The organism is Streptomyces sp., assembly GCF_031181705.1.
Classification (GTDB): domain Bacteria; phylum Actinomycetota; class Actinomycetes; order Streptomycetales; family Streptomycetaceae; genus Streptomyces.
The window spans coordinates 1-20,340 of the sequence record NZ_JAPSKN010000070.1 but is presented as its reverse complement, the minus strand read 5'-3'; the positions used below and the strand labels follow the sequence as shown (position 1 = coordinate 20,340).

Here is a 20,340-nt window from a genome sequence, read left to right as displayed (position 1 = left end):
ACGAAGCCGGTGAGACGGCGGACCCGCGTGGGGGGACGGGTCCGCCTCCGTTCCGTACGGGACGGCCACCGGTTGCGTTCAGCCCGCCGGGCCGGCGCTCGGCAAACTCCCGGCAAACGAACGGCCAACCGGCCTCTCAGGCGCCGCCGACCGCCGTGAGCAGCGCCAACGGGGCCGACGCCGACCGTGATTCGCGCACACAGGCGTGCGGGTACGGCACCGGCTCCGGATGGGTGTCACGGCCGTACCCGGCGAGCACCTCCGGCAGCCGGTGCCCGGTCACGGCCGCCGCGTCGACCAGGCCGTGGGCGACCGCGCGGGCCTCGTCGTGCAGTCCGTAGCGGGCCAGGCCCAGGGCGATCAGCGCGTTGTCGTGCGGCCAGACCGAACCGCGGTGGTAGGACAGCGGGTGGTACGCCGGCTGCCCGGCGGCCAGGGTGCGCACGCCCCAGCCGGAGAAGAAGTCCGGCTGCAGCAGGCGCCGCCCGACCTGTTCGCCGTACTCCTTGTCCAGCAGGCCCGACCACAGCAGGTGCCCGGCGTCAGAGGCGAGCGCGTCCACCCGGGCGCCCCGGCCGTCGAGCGCGAGCGCCGGGAAGGAGTGCTCCGGCATCCAGAAGTCCCGCTGGAACCGGTCGCGCAGATCACCGGCCGCCTGCTCCAGCAGGTCCGCGTAGGTCCCGTCCTGCCAGACCGTGCGCGCGAGCCACGCCGTGCGGCGCAGCGCGTCGTAGGCGTAGCCCTGGGCGCCCGCCGCCGTGACCGGGCCGTGCGGGCGGGTGCCGTCGGCGGAGCAGATGGCGCCGGGGGAGTCCTTCCAGTTCTGGTTGGCGAGGCCGCCCCGGTCGGCGCGGTAGACGAGGTAGCCGCGCGAGGTGAGGCCGCCGTGGTCGAGCATCCAGCCGACGGCCGCACGGGCGTGGGGCTCCAGGCGGCGGGCCAGGGCCGTCTCGCCGGTGTACTCGGTGTACGCGCCGAGCAGGACCAGGAACAGCGGGGTGGCGTCGACCGAGCCGTAGTAGCGGCGGTAGGGGACCTGGCCGAAGTGGGCCAGCTCGCCGTGGCGCACCTCGTGCACGATCTTCCCCGGCTGGGCGACCTCGTCGGCACCGGCCCGGGTGGCCTGGGTCGCGGCGAGCGCGGGCAGGGTCGCGGCGGCCAGGCCCGGCCGGTAGGGCAGCGCGAACAGGGAGGTCAGCAGGGCGTCCCGGCCCAGCAGGGTGAGGAACCAGGGGGCACCGGCGGCCGGGACGCGCAGTTCCTCGCCGTCCGGGCCGGTGGCCGGGACCTGGAGCGCGGCCAGGTCCGCCAGGCCCCGCGCGCAGGCCGCGGCCAGCTCCGGCCAGCCGCTCGGGAACGCCACCCCCGCCATGAACGCGCCCTCCCGGGCGATGAGGTGCCGCTGGACGGCGGCGGGGGAGCGGGGCACGCGCAGGGCGCGCCGGTCGCCGTGCGGACGGGCGATGACCCGCAGCACCAGCTCGGCGGTGCCGTGCGGGGCGAGGTCCACGCTCCACACCAGGCGGCGGGCGCCGGTGCCGGTCTCCTCCACGGTGTCCGGCCGGGGCTCGGCCGTCACGCTGGTCACCGAGCGCCACTCGCCCCGCCGGTAGACGAACTCCACGCCGTGGCCGAGGACCTGGCGGGAGCGGACGGCACCGGCCTTGGTGTAGGTGCGGTGGTCGGAGCGCAGCTCGAACTGGTCGGTGAAGTCGGCGTCGGCCGTGACCGCCAGGCGCACCGTCGTCGGCACCGGGCGGTTGCTGGTGACGCGCAGCGACTCCACGAACGAGGCGTCTCCGACGGCCTGTTCGCGGAAGAGCGTGTACGCGGGCGGCTCGTCACGGCCGCCGCGCGGGACGAGGACACAGCGCGCGGTGTCCCCGTCGGCCACCGGCGTCAGCGTCTCCGGCACGGCACCGTCGACGGTGAGCTGCCACCGGCTCAGGTGCCGCGCGTCCCGTACGAACAGGCCGTCCGGTGCGCTGCCGCCCCGGTAGCCGCTGATGTCGCCGCGATCGCCCACGGCGGCGAACGTCTGGCCGTGCACGAGCAGATGATGCCGGTCCGTCATCCCCGGTCCCCTCCCTTGATCGCCGTGAGGCCGTTCCGGTCCCCTGTGGGACGGTCGTGCAGCAGGTCGAGCGTGAGCGCGGCGGTCCAGCCGAAGCCGGTGGCGCCGCGGGCCTGTCCCGTGTACGGGTCGACGTACTCCGCGAAGCCGGAGGCGCCGGCGGTGTGCAGCATGCCCCTGCGCAGGGCGTCGGCCCGGCCGCGCTCGCCGTGCAGCCGCAGCCCGCGCTCCAGCAGCCAGTTGGTGTTGAACCAGGCCGGGCCGCGCCAGTAGCGGTGCGCGTCGAAGGCCTCGTCGAGCAGGTCGTGGCTCGGGACCAGGCGGGTCGTGGAGCCGAGGCCGAAGTGCGGGCCGCAGACCGTGCGCACCAGGGCGGCCGCGAGGTCGCGCGGCAGGTCGGGCAGCAGCAGCGGGATCAGCCCGGAGACCCCGCGTGCGGGGATCAGCTCCCCGGCGCGCACGTCCCGGCACAGGAACATCCCGGCGGCCGGCTCCCACAGCCGCTCCACCAGCGCCGCCGTCAGCCGCGCGGCGCGGGCGGCCGGCTCCCGGCCGGATGCGCCCAGCTCGTCGGCGATCCGGGCCAGGGCGTACTCGGAGGCGATGAGCAGCGCGTTGAAGGCGGGGTCCTCCACGGCGAACTCGCCCCGGCCGTCGGCGTATCCGCCGTCCCGGTAGTCCGCCGCCAGCCGCACGTAGCGCCCGTAGTCCAGGTCCGTCGGCCGGTCCTCGGGCGTGCCGTGGGCCAGGTCGGCGCGGCGGAAGGAGCCGGCCGGGGCCGGCGTGACCCGGGACAGCGGGCGGTCCCAGCAGGGGCTGTTGTCCATACCCTGTTCCCAGGGGTGCACGACGGACACCAGGCCGCCCCCGCCCAGGTCGCGCCGGCGCAGCAGGTACCGGTGCCAGGCGGCGAGCCGGGGACGGGCCCGGCGCAGGAAGCCGCGCGCTCTCGACAGGCCCGGGTCGGCGAGGTGCACCAGCCACACGGCCAGCGCGTGGACCGGTGGCTGCACGATGCCGGAGGTCTGTACGGTGCGCGGGGCCCCGGCGGAGCGCCCCGCGGCCGACGAGCGCCAGAAGTCGGGGCTCGGGAAGTACGCGTCGAGCGGGACGGAGGGGTGGAAGACGATGTGCGGGATCCGCCCGTCGCCCCACTGCGCCGCGAGCAGCGTCTCCAGCTCCGTCTGGGCGCGTAACGGCGACAGGTGCCGCAGGCCGATCGCGATGAACGCCGAGTCCCACGACCACTGGTGCGGATACAGGCCCCGGGAGGGCACGGTGGACCGGCCCGTCCAGTTGCCCTCCAGCACCCGCGCGGCCCCGGCCGGCAAGGAGGGCGGCGCGGCGGCCGGGTCGTACGCGATCTCGCGCCCGGCACGCGCGGCGCGCCGGGCGATGTGCTCCACTCGGGGCTCTCCCAAAGACGTACTCCTGACCAGGATCGACAGGGCTACCGTAGAGTTACGTCTATTTAACACGCAAAACCCAATATGTATTGCAGAGTTGGGAAACACAAGGGGGTGCGCATGACGGGACGTGTTCAGGCCAGCGCCGGCGATCTGCTCGAACTGGTGCGCAGCCGCCGCGCCACGACCCGCGGTGCGCTGCAGCAGGCGACCGGACTGTCCCGGGCGACCGTCGGGCAGCGCCTGGACCGGCTCTTCCGCGCGGGCTGGCTGCGCGAGGGGGCCGGCGGGCCGGTGGACTCCCCGCTGGGCGGACGGCCCTCCATCACGCTGGAGTTCGACGACGAGCACGCGGTGGTGCTGGCCGCCGACCTGGACACGCGGCACGCCCGGGCGGCCGTGCTGTCGCTGAGCGGCGAGATCCTCGCCGAGCACTCCGGCACCCTCGTCGTCGAGGACGGGCCGGACGTGGTGCTCGGCGAACTGGGGCGCTGGTTCGCCGAGTTGCTGGAGAAGGCCGGCCACGGGGCGCAGGCCGTGTGCGGGATCGGCCTCGCGGTGCCCGGGCCGGTCGACAGCGAGACCGGCCGCGTCGTGCAGCCGCCGATCATGCCCGGCTGGGACGGCTACGACATAAGGGGCCGGACGGCCCGCGCCCTCACCGAGCACACGGGCGCGGGTCCGGTGCCGGTCCTGGTGGACAACGACGCCAACCTCATGGCGTACGGCGAGCAGCGCACCGGCTATCCCGACTGCTCCGCCCTGGTGCTGGTCAAGGTCTCCACCGGCATCGGCGCCGGGGTCGTGGTCGACGGCTCGGTGTTCCGGGGCGTCGACGGCGGCGCCGGGGACATCGGGCACATCAGGGTGCCCGAGGGCGCCCAGGCGCTGTGCCGCTGCGGCTCCTACGGCTGTCTGGCCGCCGTCGCGAGCGGCGGCGCGGTCGCGCGGCGGCTCTCGGAGGCCGGGGTGCCGGCCGCCTCCGGTTCGGACGTGCGCGACCTGCTGGCCGCGGGGCACCCGGAGGCGGTCGGACTCGCCCGGGAGGCCGGACGGCTCGTCGGGGACGTCCTCGCGACCGTCGTGACCCTGCTCAATCCGGGCGTGCTGATGATCGCCGGAGATCTGGCCGGAACCCCCTTCCTCACGGGCGTGCGCGAGCTGCTCTACCAGCGGGCGCTGCCCCGCTCCACCGCCCGCCTCGACGTCGTCACCGCGCGGCTGGGCGAGCGGGCCGGGCTGGTGGGGGCCGGTGCGATGGTCGTGGAGCACCTCTACGCGCCCGAGCGGGTCGAGGAGCGGCTGCGCGCGCTCGGGGTGTGACGGGCGGGTTTCGGTCCGAGGACGCGTCCGCATGGTGAAAAGCGGTCGGCTGTGGCAGCGTGATTCTCGCCACCCTTGATAAGGGTTGCGCTCAGATGAGCGGATCGTGAGCGGCTGCACTTCTCCAAAGGGTGGCACTGAGTGCCACCCTTTGATCGTTCATCGAGCGAAATCAAATGTGCGGAAACTTCGCTCACATGAGCGCTCGACGGGGTGCGAGGAGGTTCTTGCGTTCAAGAAGTGAAGACATGCGGCTGTGATCGCTTGCCCCGCCTTGACTTTCGATCCGCTGGCGGACGAGTGGTTACAGGCGTATGACGCGCGAGTGGACCTCCCCAGACGCCTTTGATCTGGGTATGTTCCTCGCCGTCAGGGCAGCCACCGCGTCCTCGAGGAGTCGAGACCCGTGTCGGAAAACAAAGATCCCCACGTAGCTGAGCACGGTAAGAGTGTTGAGGGCGTGAAGTTCGTCTACGACTTCACCGAGGGCAACAAGGACCTCAAGGACCTCCTCGGTGGCAAGGGCGCGAACCTCGCCGAGATGACGAACCTGGGCCTTCCGGTCCCGCCCGGCTTCACCATCACCACCGAGGCCTGCAAGGTCTACCTGGACAGTGGCGAGGAGCCGGCGGCACTGCGTGACGAGGTGAGTGCGCACCTCGACGCGCTCGAGGCCCGCATGGGCAAGAAGCTCGGGCAGCCGGACGACCCGCTGCTGGTCTCGGTGCGGTCGGGCGCCAAGTTCTCCATGCCCGGCATGATGGACACCGTCCTCAACATCGGACTCTCCGACAAGTCCGTACAGGGCCTGGCCAAGCAGGCCGGCGACGAGCGCTTCGCGTGGGACTCCTACCGTCGCCTGATCCAGATGTTCGGCAAGACCGTCCTGGGCGTCGACGGCGAGCTGTTCGAGGACGCGCTGGAGGCGGCGAAGGCGGCCAAGAAGGTCACGGACGACACCGAGCTGGAGGCCGCCGACCTCAAGAAGCTCGTCACCAAGTTCAAGAAGATCGTCAAGACCGAGGCCGGCCGGGACTTCCCGCAGGACCCGCGCGAGCAGATGGACCTCGCCATCAAGGCCGTCTTCGACTCCTGGAACGGCGAGAGGGCCAAGCTCTACCGCCGCCAGGAGCGCATCCCGCACGACCTGGGCACCGCCGTCAACGTCTGCTCCATGGTCTTCGGCAACCTCGGCCCCGACTCCGGCACCGGCGTCGCCTTCACCCGCGACCCCGCCTCCGGCCACCAGGGCGTCTACGGCGACTACCTGCAGAACGCGCAGGGCGAGGACGTCGTGGCGGGCATCCGCAACACCGTGCCGCTCGCCGAGCTGGAGCGCATCGACAAGAAGTCGTACGACCAGCTCATGCAGATCATGCAGACCCTGGAGAACCACTACAAGGACCTCTGCGACATCGAGTTCACCATCGAGCGCGGTGTGCTGTGGATGCTGCAGACCCGCGTCGGCAAGCGCACCGCGGGCGCGGCCTTCCGTATCGCGACCCAGCTGGTGGACCAGGGCCTGATCGACGAGGCCGAGGCGCTCACCCGCGTCAACGGCGCCCAGCTCGCGCAGCTGATGTTCCCGCGCTTCGACGAGAGCGCCAGGGTCGCGCAGGTCGGCCGGGGCATCGCCGCCTCGCCCGGCGCCGCCGTCGGCAAGGCCGTCTTCGACTCCTACACGGCCGTCAAGTGGTCCCGTTCGGGCGAGAAGGTCATCCTGATCCGCCGCGAGACCAACCCCGACGACCTGGACGGCATGATCGCCGCCGAGGGCATCCTGACCTCGCGCGGCGGCAAGACCTCCCACGCGGCCGTCGTCGCCCGCGGCATGGGCAAGACCTGTGTCTGCGGCGCCGAGGAGCTGGAGGTCGACACCAAGCGCCGCCGGATGACCGTCCCCGGGGGGCACGTCGTCGAGGAGGGCGACGTGGTCTCCATCGACGGCTCCACCGGCAAGGTCTACCTCGGCGAGGTGCCGGTCGTGCCCTCCCCGGTCGTGGAGTACTTCGAGGGCCGGATGCACCCGGGCGCCGACGACGCCGACGAGCTGGTCGAGGCCGTGCACCGCATGATGGCCTTCGCCGACCGCAAGCGCCGCCTGCGCGTGCGCGCCAACGCCGACAACGCCGAGGACGCGCTGCGCGCCCGCCGCTTCGGCGCCCAGGGCATCGGCCTGTGCCGTACCGAGCACATGTTCCTCGGTGACCGGCGCGAGCTGGTGGAGCGGCTGATCCTGGCCGACACGGACGCCGAGCGCGAGGAGTCCCTCAAGCAGCTGCTGCCGCTGCAGAAGCAGGACTTCGTACAGCTCTTCGAGTCGATGGACGGCCTGCCGGTCACCGTCCGCCTCCTGGACCCGCCGCTGCACGAGTTCCTGCCGGACATCACCGAGCTGTCCGTCCGCGTGGCCCTGGCCGAGTCCCGCCAGGAGCCGCACGAGAACGAGCTGCGCCTGCTGCAGGCCGTGCACCGGTTGCACGAGCAGAACCCGATGCTCGGCCTGCGCGGTGTCCGCCTCGGCCTGGTCATCCCCGGCCTGTTCACCATGCAGGTCCGCGCGATCGCCGAGGCCGCGGCCGAGCGCAAGGCCGCCAAGGGCGATCCGCGCGCCGAGATCATGATCCCGCTCGTCGGCACGGTCCAGGAGCTGGAGATCGTCCGCGAGGAGGCCGACAAGGTCATCGCCGAGGTCGAGGCGGCCTCGGGCGCCGAGCTGAAGCTGTCCATCGGCACGATGATCGAACTGCCGCGCGCCGCGCTGACCGCCGGTCAGATCGCCGAGGCGGCCGAGTTCTTCTCCTTCGGCACGAACGACCTCACCCAGACGGTGTGGGGCTTCTCCCGCGACGACGTCGAGGCGAGCTTCTTCACCGCCTACCTGGAGAAGGGCATCTTCGGTGTCTCCCCGTTCGAGACGATCGACAAGGACGGCGTCGGCTCCCTGGTGAAGCTGGCCGCCAAGGCCGGCCGCGAGACCCGGCCCGACCTCAAGCTCGGCGTCTGCGGAGAGCACGGCGGCGACCCGGAGTCGGTCCACTTCTTCCACGAGGTCGGGCTCGACTACGTCTCCTGCTCCCCGTTCCGCATCCCGGTCGCCCGCCTGGAAGCGGGCCGGGCGGCCGTCCAGTCCCAGGGCAGCGACCACCGCTAGCCCGGGACCACCGACCCGGAGCCGCCGACGGTCCCCGACCCTCACCGATCGCGGCGGCTCCGGTCCACGAAGGGAGCGGGCCCCACCTGGTGCGGAGGTGGGGCCCGCTCTCGCGTTCCGTTCAGGCGGGCGTGGGTTCCCCACCGCACGCCGGACGACCCGGTCGTCACGGCGCGGGAGTCACCGCGGCATGCCTTCCCGCAGCTGTACGACGGTGCCGGCCAGGGCCGCGGTGTGCAGGGCGGAGAGGGAGGGCAGCGGGGGCAGCAGGGCGGTGGAACCGAGCTCGTCGAGGGCGAACAGGCCGTGGTCGTCGTGCTCGCCGCTGCGCCGGACGGCGGGGGCGGCGGGGAGCCGGCCACCGTAGTAGTAGAAGTCGATCACCGGCCCGGTGCCCTTCACGTCGGCCCGGTGGTCGTAGCCGATGAGCCGGGGCGTGCCGTCCAGCACGATCCCGGTCTCCTCGTGCACCTCCCGGCAGGCGGCGCCGAGCGGGTCCTCGCCGTGGTCGAGCATGCCGCCCGGCAGTCCCCAGAGCCCGGCACCGGGCTGGCCGGCGGCGTAGCGCAGCAGCAGGATCCGGTCCTCCGGGTCGAGCAGCAGGACGCAGGACGCGACGACGGTCTGCGGCAGCGTCTTGATCCACTCGGCGCGCGGCAGCACGCGCGGTACGTCGGTGGCGGGCGCGGTCGTGTCCACGGTGATGTCCCTTCCGTCGGCAGGACAGCCCGGACGAGCTGCCCGAACGGAGGAACGGCCGAACCCGGCGATGGTCACCGGCGCGTCCGGCTCAGGTGTCGCAGGCGACCCCGTCGCCGTCCCGGTCCAGGTGGGAGGCGTAGCCGGGCTCGCCCCGGCGGATGGGGGCGGCACCGGCGGCCCGGACCTCGCCGCAGTTGGCGTAGTACACGCCCGTGCCGCCGCCCGTGCCGCTGCCCTGGTCGTCGCCGCCGTCGCCGGAGCCGCCGCCGGCCGCCGGCCGGGCCGTGACGGGGGGGGGTGGCCCGGACGGTCCTCGTCGCGGTGACGGTGGGGGCGGCTTCCGGCTTCCCGGCGGGCGGGGCCGCGGTGGCCGTGGCCGTGGCCGTCGCGGTGACCGTGACGGTCGGCCGCGGCGGTGCTGACGCGGGTTTCGCGTCCGTGCCGCTCTCCCCGCCGCCCGCGCCGATCCCGATGCCCGCGAGCAGGGCCAGGGTGAGGGCGGGCAGCACACAGCGCCTGCGGGCCCAGCGGGGTGCCGGCCGGTCCGGCCGCGGAGCGGGGTGCGGACCGCCGTGCGGCGGGCGGGAGTGCGGATGGGGCATGGTCGTCCCCCCAGTGGTGGTACGTGAGGGGACGACCGTAGGACCGGGTGGCCCGGGATGGGGGAGAGGTGGCCATTCCGTGATGGTCGTGTGAAGCAGGGCGGGGTGGGGTTAGGCGCGGAACGGGCCCCGCACCTCGTACGTGATGCCGCCCGAGGAACTGCCGCTGGTGCCCCGCTGGCTGGAGAAGTACAGGCGGGTGCCGTCCGGGGAGAAGGCCGGGCCCGTGATCTCCGAGCCGGACTGGCCCTCGACCCGCAGGAAGGGGGCGACCACGTCGGTGGGGGTGATGACGCAGATTTCCATGGTGCCGCCGTCCTCGGCCACGAAGAGGTCGCCGGAGGCCGAGCCGGTGACGTTGTCCACGCCGGTGAGCGGGGCCGTGCCGGACGTGACCAGGGAGTCGTCGTAGGCGAGTTCGATGGTCTGCGCGGCGGCGTTGTACTGCCAGACGCGGTTGTCGCCCTTGGTGGTGAACCAGCAGGTGTCGTCGGCGTAGTAGCAGCCCTCGCCGCCGTTGAAGCGCTTGGCGCCGGAGACCTGGTTGCGGGTGGCGGTGGCGCCGGTCGGGTCGGGCACGCGCGCCCAGGTGACCGGACCGCTCGTGCCGCTGCCCGCCACCATCACCTCCAGGGTGCCGGAGGAGAGGTCGCCCCAGGTCGTGGGCCGGAAGCGGTAGAAGCAGCCGTCGGTGACGTCCTCGGTCAGGTAGACGACCCGGCGCACCGGGTCGGCGGCCGCCGCCTCGTGCTTGAAGCGGCCCATCGCGTCACGGCGCACGGCCGCCTGCACGCCCCAGGGGTCCGTCTCGTAGACGTAGCCGCGGTCGACCTCCTCGCAGGACAGCCAGGTGTTCCACGGTGTCTTGCCGCCCGCGCAGTTGGTGCGGGTGTTCGACAGGATGCGGTACGCGCCGGTGATCGCGCCGGTCGACGAGAACTTCACCGCGCTCGCGCCGCCCGAGGGGTTGATCTCGGAGTTGGAGACATAGATCCAGCCGGTGCCGTCGGCGTAACAGGCGCCGCCGTCCGGGGCGTTGTGCCAGGTGTACGACGTGCTGCCGACCCGCTGGCCGGAGCGGGCGATCACCCGGCTCGTGAAGCCGCCGGGGAGTCTGATGCCGTTGGCGTCCGGGGCGCCCAGCGCCCCGTAGGGGCCGGCGCCGGGCTGGGCCGGGGCCGCGTACGCGGCGCCGCGCCACAGGGTTCCGCCCAGCGCGGCGGAGGTACCGCCGAGGACGGCCGCACGCAGGAGGCTACGACGTTCCACTCTCACTCCAGAGGTGCCGTACCGCCCTGCCGCCGGTCGACGGCAGGGTCGTGCGTGGGGGGAGCGCAACGGGACGCTAGAGGAGCCGGGTTGACGGAGCATGGACAACCAGTGGCCGGGGGGCGGCACGCTGTGAGCCGCCCGTGGCCGCGTGAGGTGCCGGTACCTGCGGGGGAGGGAGAACCGCGGTGGCCTACCGGGGCACGGCCACCGCGGTGAACGTCGTCTCGGGTGTCTGCGGGCTGGTGAAGCGGGCGTTGACGAGGTAGAGGCGGTCACCCCAGCGGGCGGCCGTCGTCGGCACGTCGAAACGCGGGTCGGTGATCGTCCGGGTGAGCGTGGCGGTGGTGGCGTGCCGGTCGAGGCTCCAGACGGTGACCTTGTTCAGGCGGTTCTGCACGACGTACAGCGTGCGGCCGACGCGGACCAGGCCGTCGCCGCCTGTCACGTCGGCCGCCCCCTCCAGCGCGATCACGGTGGCGTGACCGGTCCGGAGGGACACGCGGTACAGACGGCCCGCGTTGACGACGATCAGCGCGCTCCCGTCGGGGGTGGCGACCAGCCCGTTGGCGCTGTTGGTCCCGGCGGGCGCCTGCACCCACTCGCCGCCGATCGGCAGGGCGCGGACCCGGCCCGCGCGCCCGCGCGGGACGCCGTGCAGGACCGCGGCGCGGGAGTCGGTGAACCAGGCGCGGTCCTCGTGCAGCACCACGTCGTTGATGAACGGCGCGGCGTCGTCGGTGAGCCGGTGGGTGGTGAGCGGCTCGCCGGTGCGCGCGTCGACGATCCGCGCGGTGCCGCCGCCACCCCCGGCCACGTACAGCAGCCCGTCGCGGTCCAGCTTCAGCCCGATGGACGCGAGCCCCGTGCCGCCCGCGTGCAGCACCTCGCCCCGGCCGGTGCGCAGGTCGGCGCGGAACACGGCGCCGTTCGCGCGGGAGCCCAGATACGCGTAGGGCCCGCCGCCGATCGTGATGCCCTCGGGCAGCCAGCCGTCGGGCAGTGGGAACTCGGTGGGCCAGCCGCTCCCGTGAGCGGTCTGCGCGGTGCCGGCGGCCGTGGCGAGCGCGGCGACGGCCCCGCCGAGCACGGTACGCCGGGACGGCCGGGGGTGGTTCCGGGTCATGGTCGTGCCTCCGTGGAAGGTGGGGGTGTGACGCGACGCATCCGATGAAACGCGACGCACCCCCGGAGGCGGACCGGGTCGGCGCGACTCGACAGCAACTCGACAGCGTGCGCGGCGAGTCGGCCCCGGCCGTTACGCGGTCCGCACCTCGTACGCCGTCACCCGTACCGTCTCGTCGTCCAGGCACTGGCCGGAGGCCAGGTCGAAGCGCTGCTTCAGCAGGGGGGAGGCGACGAAGGGGCGGCCCCGGTGGGTGCCCGTCAGGCCGCGGGACAGGACAGCCGCACCGGTGAAGGGGTCGCGGTTGTCGACGGCGAACAGTTCGCCGGTGCGGTCGCGGAAGATCGCCGCCTGGCGGCCGTCGGGCAGCAGGGCCGCCACCCCGCGGCCGGGGAGCAGCGCGCTCAGGTCGCAGACCGTGAACCAGTGGCCGTCCAGGGAGAGCTGGACCTTCAGGTCGGTGGTCTCGGGTGCCAGGGTCATCGCTGGGCGCTTCCTTCCAGAACGTCGGCGGGTCGCATGCCGATGGACAGCAGCGGCAGGTCGGGCTTCATCTGGTCGCGCTCGGGCACGAACGCGACGACCGGGTCGGGGGTGTCCGGCGCGTTCACGAACGACACGAACCGGGCGAGCTTCTCGGGATCGTTGATCGTCTCGGACCACTCGTCGCGGTAGTGCGCGACATGCGCCCGCATCAGCTGCTCCAGCTCGTCGCAGATGCCGAGCGAGTCGTGCACGACGACGTCCCGCACGTGGTCCAGGCCGCCCGGGATCCGCTCCAGCCAGGTCGAGGTGCGCTCCAGACGGTCGGCCGTACGGATGTAGAACATCAGGAACCGGTCGATCAGCCGGACCAGTTCGGCGTCCGACAGGTCCTGCGCGAGCAGGTCGGCGTGGCGCGGGGTCGCGCCGCCGTTGCCGCCGACGTACAGGTTCCAGCCGTTGGCCGTCGCGATCACGCCGAAGTCCTTCGACTGGGCCTCGGCGCACTCGCGCTGGCAGCCGGAGACGGCCGACTTCAGCTTGTGCGGGGAGCGCAGGCCCCGGTAGCGCAGCTCCAGGTCGATCGCCATCCTCACCGAGTCCTGGACGCCGTAGCGGCACCAGGTGGAGCCGACGCAGGACTTCACCGTGCGCAGCGACTTGCCGTAGGCGTGGCCGGACTCGAAGCCGGCGTCCACCAGGCGGGCCCAGATCAGCGGCAGTTGCTCGACGCGCGCGCCGAACATGTCGATCCGCTGACCGCCGGTGATCTTCGTGTAGAGGCCGAAGTCGCGGGCGATCTCGCCGATCACGATCAGCTTCTCCGGGGCGATCTCACCGCCGGGGATCCGGGGGACGACCGAGTACGAGCCGTTCTTCTGCAGGTTGGCCAGGAAGTGGTCGTTGGTGTCCTGCAGCGCGGCCTGCTCGCCGTCCAGGACGTAGCCGCTCGCGCCGATCGTCGGGGCGAGGGAGGCGATGATCGAGCCGACGGTCGGCTTGCAGACCTCGCAGCCGTCGCCGCCCCGGGCCTCCTCACGGCCGTGCCGGTCCAGCAGGTCCTGGTAGGAGGTGATGCGCAGCGCCAGGACGATCTCGTACAGCTCCTCGCGGGTCTGGGAGAAGCAGCCGCACAGGCCCTTGTCGACCTCGACGCCGGACGCCTCCAGCTCGGCGGTGACCAGCTGGCCGAGGACCTTGACGCAGCTGCCGCAGGTGGTGCCGGCCTTGGTGCACTTCTTCACCTCGGGCACGGTGGTGCACCTGTGCTCGGTGACCGCGCCGCGGATCGTGCCCTTGGTGACGTTGTTGCAGGAGCAGATGATCGCCTCGTCCGGCAGCGCGGTGGGGCCGAGCTGGGCCGGGGCGCCGGCGCCGGCGGGCAGCACCAGCGACTCGGGGGAGACGGGCGGGACGGAGCCGGTGAACGCCTTCAGCGTGCCGTAGGCCTCCGCGTCACCGACCAGGATGCCGCCGAGCAGCGTGCCGTCACGGCCGATGACCAGCTTCTTGTACAGGCCCGCACGGGAGTCGGAGTAGACGACGTCCAGGCAGTCCTCGGCGGTGCCGTGCGCGTCACCGAAGGACGCCACGTCCACGCCGAGCAGCTTCAGCTTGGTGGACAGGTCCGCGCCGGTGAACTCCGCCTCGTCCCGGGCGATCGTCGCGGCGGCGGTCTCCGCCTGCTCGTAGCCGGGCGCGACCAGGCCGTACACCCGGCCGTCCGCCGCCAGCGCGCACTCGCCGATCGCGAACACGTGCGGGTCGCAGACCGTGCGGCACTGCGCGTCGACCGCGATGCCGCCGCGCTCGCCGACGGTCAGACCGCAGTCGCGGGCCAGCTGGTCGCGGGGGCGGACACCGGCGGAGAACACCACCATGTCGGTGGCGAGTTCGGAGCCGTCGGACAGTTTCATGCCGGTGACGGCGCCGTCCTCGCCGACCACGATCTCCTGCGTGCCGACGCCGGTGTGGACGCTCAGGCCCATCTCCTCGATGGTGCGCAGCAGGGCCGCGCCGCCGCCCTCGTCCACCTGGACGGGCATGAGCCGGGGTGCGAACTCCACGATGTGCGCGTCGAGTCCGAGCCCCTTCAGCGCCCCCGCCGCCTCCAGGCCGAGCAGACCGCCGCCGACCACGGCACCGGTGGTGGCCCGGCTCGCGGCGTACTCCTCGATCGCGAGCAGGTCCTCGATCGTGCGGTAGACGAAGCAGCCCTCGGCGTCCTTGTTCGGCACCGGCGGCACGAACGGGTAGGAGCCGGTGGCCAGGACCAGCACGTCGTAGTCGACGACCAGCCCGTTGCGGGAGGTGACCCGCCGGGCCTCCCGGTCGATCGTCTCGGCCGGGTCGCCGATGTGCAGCTCGATGCCGTGGTCCTCGATGAACCGCATGTCCGTCATGGACAGGTCTTCCGGGGTCCGGCCCGAGAAGTACGAGGTGAGCTGGACCCGGTCGTAGGCCGGACGCGGCTCCTCACAGAGCACGACCACGCGGTGCGTGGCGGTCAGGCCGCGCTCGGCGAGCGCTTCGAGGAAGCGCTGGCCGACCATGCCGTGGCCGACGAGCACGATCGTGGGGGTAGCCCCGGGGGTGGCCGTCATCAGGAGCCTCCATCGTTGGTGAGCAGGTGGAGCAGCGGGCCGCCGTCACAGGGGAGCGGCTCTGCTCCCTCCCAGGCGCGGGCGAGCGCGCCGACGGTGCCGAGTTCGCCGACGAGGACCCCGCCGACCAGGCGGTCGTCGCGGACGACGACCTTGCGGTAGGTGCCGCGGGTGGCGTCGGCGAGCTGGACGACGTCGTCGCCCGGCAGCGCCTCGGTCTCGCCGAACGCGGCGAGGTCGAAGGGACTGCCGTGCCCGTTCAGCGTGAGCCGGGTCAGGGAGCGGGTGCCGGTGTAGCGGGCGCTCGCGTCGCCGGCGAGCAGTTCCGCGAGGGCGTCGGCCTGTTCCAGCGCGGGGGTGGCGAGCCCGTACAGGACGCCGTCGTGCTGGGCGCAGTCGCCGATCGCGTGGATGTACGGGTCGGAGGTGCGCAGCTCGTCGTCGACGACGACGCCCTTGCGGACGTCCAGGCCGGCGGCCTGCGCGAGACCGGCCCGGGGACGGACCCCGCAGGCGACGACCACCAGGTCGGCGTCGAGGGCGTACCCGTCGGCCAGCTCCACGGAGCGGACCGCGCCGCCGACGCAGCGCACGTCCCGCACCCGGCACTCGGTGTGCACCTCCACCCCGAGGTCGGTCAGGTGCCGCTTCACCAGCCGCGAGGCGGCCGGGTCGAGCTGGCGCTCCATCAGCCGCTCGGACTGCTGGGCGAGCACCACCTGAGCACCGCGCAGGGCGAGCGCCCGGGCCGCGGAGACCCCGAGCAGCCCCCCGCCGATGACGACCGCCTTCACACCCGGCCGGACCGCCTTGGACAGGCCCAGGCAGTCGTCCATGGTGCGGAACGCGTGGACCCCCTCGGGCAGTTCGCGGTCCTCGGTGAACAGGCCGCGCAGCGGCGGCAGCACCGGGTTGGAGCCGGTCGCCAGGACCAGCCGGTCGTACGCGATCACCGAGCCGTCCGCGCAGGCGACGCTCCGCCGCTCGCGGTCGATCCCGGTGACCCGTGCGCGCACCATCCGCGCGGGCGCCGGCAGGGCGATCACCTCGGGGCTGTACCGTCCGGCCAGCACCTCGGCGAGCAGCACCCGGTTGTACGGTCGGTGCTCCTCCTCGCCGATCAGGGTCGCGGGCGTGCCGAGCTCACCGAGCCGCCGGGCGAGCCGTACGCCCGCGAGGCCGGTGCCGATCACCACCACACGCTCATTCGAGGTCATGTCATCGAGCGTGCGATGCGGGTGTTACCCGGCAGCATCACCTCTGTTTCCCACGGGGAACGCTGCCCTCAGCGGGCGCGGGGGGTGGGTGTGAGGGTTCCGGGACGCGGGCGGCCGGGGACTGTGAGGGGCGCTTCGCATAGGGTCGCGATCATGCCCGACATATCGCTGACCATGATCGTCCTGCTCTGTCTGGCGGCCCTCGCCGCCGGCTGGATCGACGCCGTGGTCGGCGGCGGGGGCCTGTTGCTGCTGCCGGTGCTGCTGCTCGGCCTGCCGTCGCACACGCCCGCCGCGCACGCCCTGGGCACGAACAAGGCGGTCGCCATCGTCGGCACGACGGGCGCGGCGGTGACGTACGCCCGCAAGGCCCCGGTCGACGTGGGGACCGCCGTGCGCATCGGACTGGCCGCCCTGGCAGGCTCCTCGGGCGGGGCGTTCTTCGCGGCCGGGATGAGCACCGAGGTCCTCAAGCCGGTGATCATGGTGGTGCTGCTCGGCGTCGCGGCCTTCGTGATCCTGCGGCCCGCCTTCGGCACGGCCCCCGCCGCCGGCCCGGCCACCCGCCGCCAGATCCTCGCCGCGATCGGCCTGGCGGGCCTCGGCATCGGCTTCTACGACGGCCTCATCGGCCCCGGCACCGGCACGTTCCTGGTCCTCGCCCTCACCGCCGTCCTCCACCTCGACCTGGTCACCGCCTCCGCCACGGCCAAGATCGTCAACTGCTGCACCAACGCCGGCGCCCTGGCCACCTTCGCCTGGCAGGGCGCGGTCCTGTGGCAGCTGGCCGGCCTGATGGCCGTCTTCAACCTCGCGGGCGGCACCCTCGGCGCCCGCACGGCCCTGAAGAAGGGCAGCGGCTTCGTCCGGGTCGTGCTGCTGACGGTGGTGTTCGCGCTGGTGGCGAACCTGGCGTACGAGCAGTGGCTCGCCTAGCCACGCCTGCGCAGGTCCAGCAGCTCGATCATCCCCGTCCCGTCCTCGTCCCCGTGCCCCTGCGCCACCCGCCTGCGCATCAGCTCCAGGTACGGCGTCAGCAGCTCGGGGCTGACGCGCTGCTCCTCGGCCGTGCGCAGGAACGTGGGGACTCCCGCGGCCTGCATCGCCAGGTTGGACACGACGTCCTTGGTGTAGTCGCCGCTGTGCAACTGCTCGGCGGTCTGGTGGACGGCCGGGGCCATCGCGGTCAGCCAGTCGGCGAGCAGGGGCGCGAAGTCCTTCGGGGCGATGTCCTCCGGGCGGACCAGGGCGAAGGCGTGCAGCATGCCCGCGAACATGCCGTTCATGGCGCTCAGCAGCGCCACGTCGTGCAGGGCGGCGAATCCCGGGTCGGTCCCGACCCAGCGGGTGCCGGCCGGGACGGCGAGGGTGGCGCGGTGCTCGTCGAACAGGGCGCGCGAACCGCTGTAGAAGACGTAGCCGCCGGACTCCGGCACCCCGATCATCGGCGGTACGGCCATGATCCCGCCGTCCACGAACCGCGCGCCGCGCGCCTCGGCCCAGGCGGCGCGCGCACGGCCCTCGCCCGGGGTGCCGGTGGTCAGGTTCACCAGGTCCCGCCCGGTGAGGTCGGCCGCGTCGAGGGCCTGGCCCACCGAGGCGTCGTCCAGCAGGCAGGCGATCACCAGACGGCCGGCGGCGACGGCCGCGGCGGCGCTCGGGGCGACGACCGCGCCCTCGGCGGCGAGGGCCTCGGCCCGGGCGGGGGTGCGGTTCCAGACGGTCACCGGATGCCCGGCGGCGAGCCAGGCCCGGGCCAGGGCGGTGCCCATGGCGCCGGCGCCGAGAAGGGTGACGGGGGTACGGGAGGCAACGGTGCTGTCGGTCATGGCGTTTAGGCTCGTCGCGGGGAACCGCCTGCTCAAGTACGCACTTGGAAGTGGGTGGTTACCCGGTGGGAAGGATCCAGGCAGCGGCACGGGGAGGGAGCGCGGGCATGGGGACGACGGGACGGCGGCCGGGGGCGTACGTGTGCGGGATCGACGCCGCGATGGACGTGATCGGCGGCAAGTGGAAGGTGCTCGTGCTGTGGGCGCTGCACGAGCGGCCGTGCCGCTTCGGCGAGCTGCGCCGGGAGCTGGCGGGCATCACCGAGAAGGTGCTCGCGTCGCATCTGCGCGAGATGGAGGCCGACGGGCTGGTGCACCGCGAGGCGTACGACGAGGTGCCGCCGCGCGTGGAGTACTCGCTCACGCCCCGGGGCGTGTCCCTGAACGAGGCGCTGGAACCGCTCGGGGCGTGGGGCAAGGCCCATGTCCTGGGCGGGTCACCGGCTCCCGGTCAGGTGCGCGAAGACGACGACGTTCCCCTGGTAGCCGGTGGCGCGTGAGTAGCCGCCCCCGCAGGTGATGACCCGCAGCTCGGGGCGGCGGGCGGCGCCGTAGACCCGCTCGTCGGGGAAGTCCTTCGCGGCGTACACCTCGACGGCGTCCACGGTGAACACCGCGACACTGCCGTCGCGCCGGTCCACCTCGATCGTGCTGCCCTTCCTCAGGGCGCCGAGGCCGTAGAAGACGGCGGGGCCGTCGGCGTTGTCGACGTGGCCCGCGACGATCGCCGTGCCCCGCTCGCCGGGGGTGGTGCCGGCCTCGTACCAGCCGGCGAGGTTCTCGTGCGCGGCCGGCGGCACGTCGAGGCTGCCGCTCCCGGTCAGCCCGAGCCCGGTCAGCGGCGCGTCCACCCGGATCGCCGGGATGCGGATGCGGTCGGGCGGCGAGGGCGGCAGCGCCGGCGCGGCGGGCCGCCCGGACTCGCCGGCCCGGCCGTACAGACCGCCCTGGCCCGTCCGGCCGTCCTGCCCGGCACGGGCCTGCGCGGCGGACGGCTGCGGCGGGGCGTGCGTCCCGGCGCCGTCGCGCAGCAGCCACACCCCGGAGCACAGGGCGAACACCGTCACGGCCGCCATGGCCGCGTTCGCCGGGTTGCCCACCGGGCCGCCGGACCTGCGGAACCTGCGCATACCCACCCTTTCCTGATCTCCCGCCCCGAGCCCCCTCCGGGCCGCGAGGGGCGTCGGACCCGGAGGGGGAGGGGACCTGCGGTACCGGCGACGGACAGCGGAGGGTGTCCGTCAGATCCCGTCGCCTCTCGCCCGGCGATGCAGGAGCCAGGTACCGCCCGCGGCGGCGACGGCGAGGGCCGCCACACCGGCCGCGGTCTGCACGGGATCGGGGCCCAGGGCGCCGCCGACCCCCGTCTTCACGCTCCCCCGGGGATACACCTGCTCGTGCCCGGCCGTCAGTGTGACCACCAGATCGCCGGTGACCCGCCGACCGCTCCCGGCGCACGTCGCGGTGATCTCGTACGTCCCGGGCTGCGCGCTCGGCGGCACCCTGAACCGCCCGCTCGCCGCCGTCTCGTTCCGGCCCGGCGCCAGCGTGAACGCGCCGGCCCCGACCGCGCTGGCGTCACCCGCCGCCGTGCCGTCCTGCCCGCAGGCGGAGGTGCGCACCGTGACGTGCGCGCCGGGTTCGACCGAGGCGGGGGAGACCCGGAGGTCACCGGCCGGGGCGCCGTGCGCGGGGGCTGCGGCGAGCGCGGCGGTGGCGACGGCGAGCGCGGTGGCGGTCAGCGGCCGGGCGGTACGTCGCATCGGTGCTCCTTCGAGCTGTTCGGTCGTGCACCTGCCCTTCCGAGGTAACGGCGGGCGCGGCCGGCGCGCTTTCTGAGAGCCCGTCAGAATTGGGGTGAACGGGTGTCGGGGCGCCCGGCCCGACGGTCCGTCAGGAGACGTTTCACCAGGTCACGGGCCGTGCACTGACCCGGGGCGGAAATTCGCGGCCGGCGCGGGTGAATGGGTGACCCGCGGGTGCCGGGCCGCGCTTGACCTGAACCATGGTTGAGGTACGAGGCTGTGGCGCATGAAGACAACCGCTGACGCACCCACCGCCGAGCAGACCGACACCCTCCGGGTGACCCTGGTCATCGGCAGCAACCGCCACGGCCGCTTCGGCCCGGTCGTCGCCGACTGGCTCCTGGACCGGCTGCGGGGCCGCGACGACCTGGTCGCCGAGGTCGTCGACGTCGCCGACGCCGAGCTGCCGACGTCCCTCGAACCGACGCCCGAGGCGACCGCCGTGCTGTCCGGCATCACCCCGAAGCTGGCCCGCGCGGACGCCTTCGTCGTCCTCACCCCCGAGTACAACCACTCCTTCCCGGCGGGCCTGAAGAACCTCGTCGACTGGCACTACGGCGAGTGGCGGGCCAAGCCGGTCGCCCTCGTCTCCTACGGCGGGCTGGCCGGCGGCCTGCGGGCCGCGGAGCACCTCCGCCAGGTCTTCGCGGAACTGCACGCCGTGACGGTGCGCGACACCGTCTCCTTCCACAACGCCGGCGCGTCCTTCGACGACCACGGCACCCTGCGCGACCCGTCCGGCCCGGA

General features: G+C 73.5%; 17 protein-coding genes. 5 read left to right on the top strand and 12 right to left on the bottom strand.

Going from position 1 to position 20,340, the window contains the following annotated elements; genetic code table 11:
• Nucleotides 1-136 precede the first annotated feature (136 nt).
• Nucleotides 137-2,074 carry a glycogen debranching N-terminal domain-containing protein gene (locus tag RIN80_RS15510; protein WP_309096179.1) on the bottom strand — a complete coding sequence of 646 codons (1,938 nt, stop codon included), beginning with the start codon at nt 2,072-2,074 and terminating at the stop codon, nt 137-139.
• Nucleotides 2,071-3,495: a hypothetical protein gene (locus RIN80_RS15505; RefSeq protein ID WP_375141705.1), complete on the bottom strand. Its 1,425-nt coding sequence runs from the start codon at nt 3,493-3,495 to the stop codon at nt 2,071-2,073. The genes RIN80_RS15510 and RIN80_RS15505 overlap by 4 nt, the downstream gene beginning before the upstream one ends.
• A 105-nt stretch (nt 3,496-3,600) precedes the next feature.
• Here RIN80_RS15505 and RIN80_RS15500 point away from each other — a divergent pair, with 105 nt between their 5' ends.
• Entirely contained in the window at nt 3,601-4,803 is a 1,203-nt protein-coding gene (locus RIN80_RS15500) for an ROK family protein (protein WP_309096178.1), read from the top strand.
• A gap of 406 nt (nt 4,804-5,209) precedes the next feature.
• The gene (gene ppdK, locus RIN80_RS15495) at nt 5,210-7,957 is read left to right on the top strand and encodes a pyruvate, phosphate dikinase (RefSeq protein WP_375141704.1); all 2,748 of its coding nucleotides are present in this window, start codon (nt 5,210-5,212) and stop codon (nt 7,955-7,957) included.
• Nucleotides 7,958-8,137: 180 nt separating this feature from the next.
• Here the strand turns inward: ppdK and RIN80_RS15490 are convergent, their stop codons facing one another.
• The 7 genes from RIN80_RS15490 to RIN80_RS15460 form a co-directional block, all read right to left on the bottom strand.
• The gene (locus tag RIN80_RS15490) at nt 8,138-8,656 is read right to left on the bottom strand and encodes an NUDIX hydrolase (protein WP_309096176.1); all 519 of its coding nucleotides are present in this window, start codon (nt 8,654-8,656) and stop codon (nt 8,138-8,140) included.
• Nucleotides 8,657-8,747: 91 nt separating this feature from the next.
• A complete protein-coding gene (locus RIN80_RS15485) occupies nt 8,748-8,867 on the bottom strand; it encodes an excalibur calcium-binding domain-containing protein (RefSeq protein WP_309096175.1) in 120 nt (39 codons plus the stop codon).
• A gap of 505 nt (nt 8,868-9,372) precedes the next feature.
• Nucleotides 9,373-10,530: an alkaline phosphatase PhoX gene (locus RIN80_RS15480; RefSeq protein ID WP_309096174.1), complete on the bottom strand. Its 1,158-nt coding sequence runs from the start codon at nt 10,528-10,530 to the stop codon at nt 9,373-9,375.
• Nucleotides 10,531-10,723: 193 nt separating this feature from the next.
• Complete coding sequence (locus RIN80_RS15475; RefSeq protein ID WP_309096173.1) at nt 10,724-11,656, bottom strand: superoxide dismutase; 933 nt, start codon at nt 11,654-11,656, stop codon at nt 10,724-10,726.
• Between the two features lie 132 nt (nt 11,657-11,788).
• Nucleotides 11,789-12,139: a nitrite reductase small subunit NirD gene (gene nirD, locus RIN80_RS15470; protein ID WP_309096172.1), complete on the bottom strand. Its 351-nt coding sequence runs from the start codon at nt 12,137-12,139 to the stop codon at nt 11,789-11,791.
• Nucleotides 12,136-14,742 carry a nitrite reductase large subunit NirB gene (gene nirB, locus RIN80_RS15465; protein ID WP_309096171.1) on the bottom strand — a complete coding sequence of 869 codons (2,607 nt, stop codon included), beginning with the start codon at nt 14,740-14,742 and terminating at the stop codon, nt 12,136-12,138. Before nirB ends, nirD begins: the two co-directional genes overlap by 4 nt.
• Nucleotides 14,742-15,959, bottom strand: a complete 1,218-nt coding sequence (locus RIN80_RS15460; protein WP_309096170.1) for an FAD-dependent oxidoreductase — start codon at nt 15,957-15,959, stop codon at nt 14,742-14,744. Before RIN80_RS15460 ends, nirB begins: the two co-directional genes overlap by 1 nt.
• 153 nt (nt 15,960-16,112) lie before the next feature.
• Here RIN80_RS15460 and RIN80_RS15455 point away from each other — a divergent pair, with 153 nt between their 5' ends.
• Nucleotides 16,113-16,895, top strand: a complete 783-nt coding sequence (locus tag RIN80_RS15455; RefSeq protein WP_309096169.1) for a TSUP family transporter — start codon at nt 16,113-16,115, stop codon at nt 16,893-16,895.
• On the opposite strand, the gene RIN80_RS15450 is transcribed toward RIN80_RS15455, so the two are convergent.
• Nucleotides 16,892-17,788 (bottom strand): NAD(P)-binding domain-containing protein, encoded by an 897-nt coding sequence (locus tag RIN80_RS15450; RefSeq protein ID WP_309096168.1) that lies wholly within the window; start codon nt 17,786-17,788, stop codon nt 16,892-16,894. The two genes, RIN80_RS15455 and RIN80_RS15450, sit on opposite strands and share 4 nt — an antisense overlap.
• Before the next feature lie 107 nt (nt 17,789-17,895).
• Here RIN80_RS15450 and RIN80_RS15445 point away from each other — a divergent pair, with 107 nt between their 5' ends.
• Nucleotides 17,896-18,288: a helix-turn-helix domain-containing protein gene (locus RIN80_RS15445; protein ID WP_309096167.1), complete on the top strand. Its 393-nt coding sequence runs from the start codon at nt 17,896-17,898 to the stop codon at nt 18,286-18,288.
• Here RIN80_RS15445 and RIN80_RS15440 read toward each other — a convergent pair.
• A complete protein-coding gene (locus RIN80_RS15440; RefSeq protein ID WP_309096166.1) occupies nt 18,226-18,918 on the bottom strand; it encodes a class F sortase in 693 nt (230 codons plus the stop codon). The two genes, RIN80_RS15445 and RIN80_RS15440, sit on opposite strands and share 63 nt — an antisense overlap.
• A 111-nt stretch (nt 18,919-19,029) precedes the next feature.
• Nucleotides 19,030-19,551 carry a hypothetical protein gene (locus tag RIN80_RS15435; RefSeq protein WP_309096165.1) on the bottom strand — a complete coding sequence of 174 codons (522 nt, stop codon included), beginning with the start codon at nt 19,549-19,551 and terminating at the stop codon, nt 19,030-19,032.
• Between the two features lie 268 nt (nt 19,552-19,819).
• Here RIN80_RS15435 and RIN80_RS15430 point away from each other — a divergent pair.
• Nucleotides 19,820-20,340 (top strand): NAD(P)H-dependent oxidoreductase (locus RIN80_RS15430; RefSeq protein WP_309096164.1); only part of this gene is annotated, 521 nt, incomplete at its 3' end.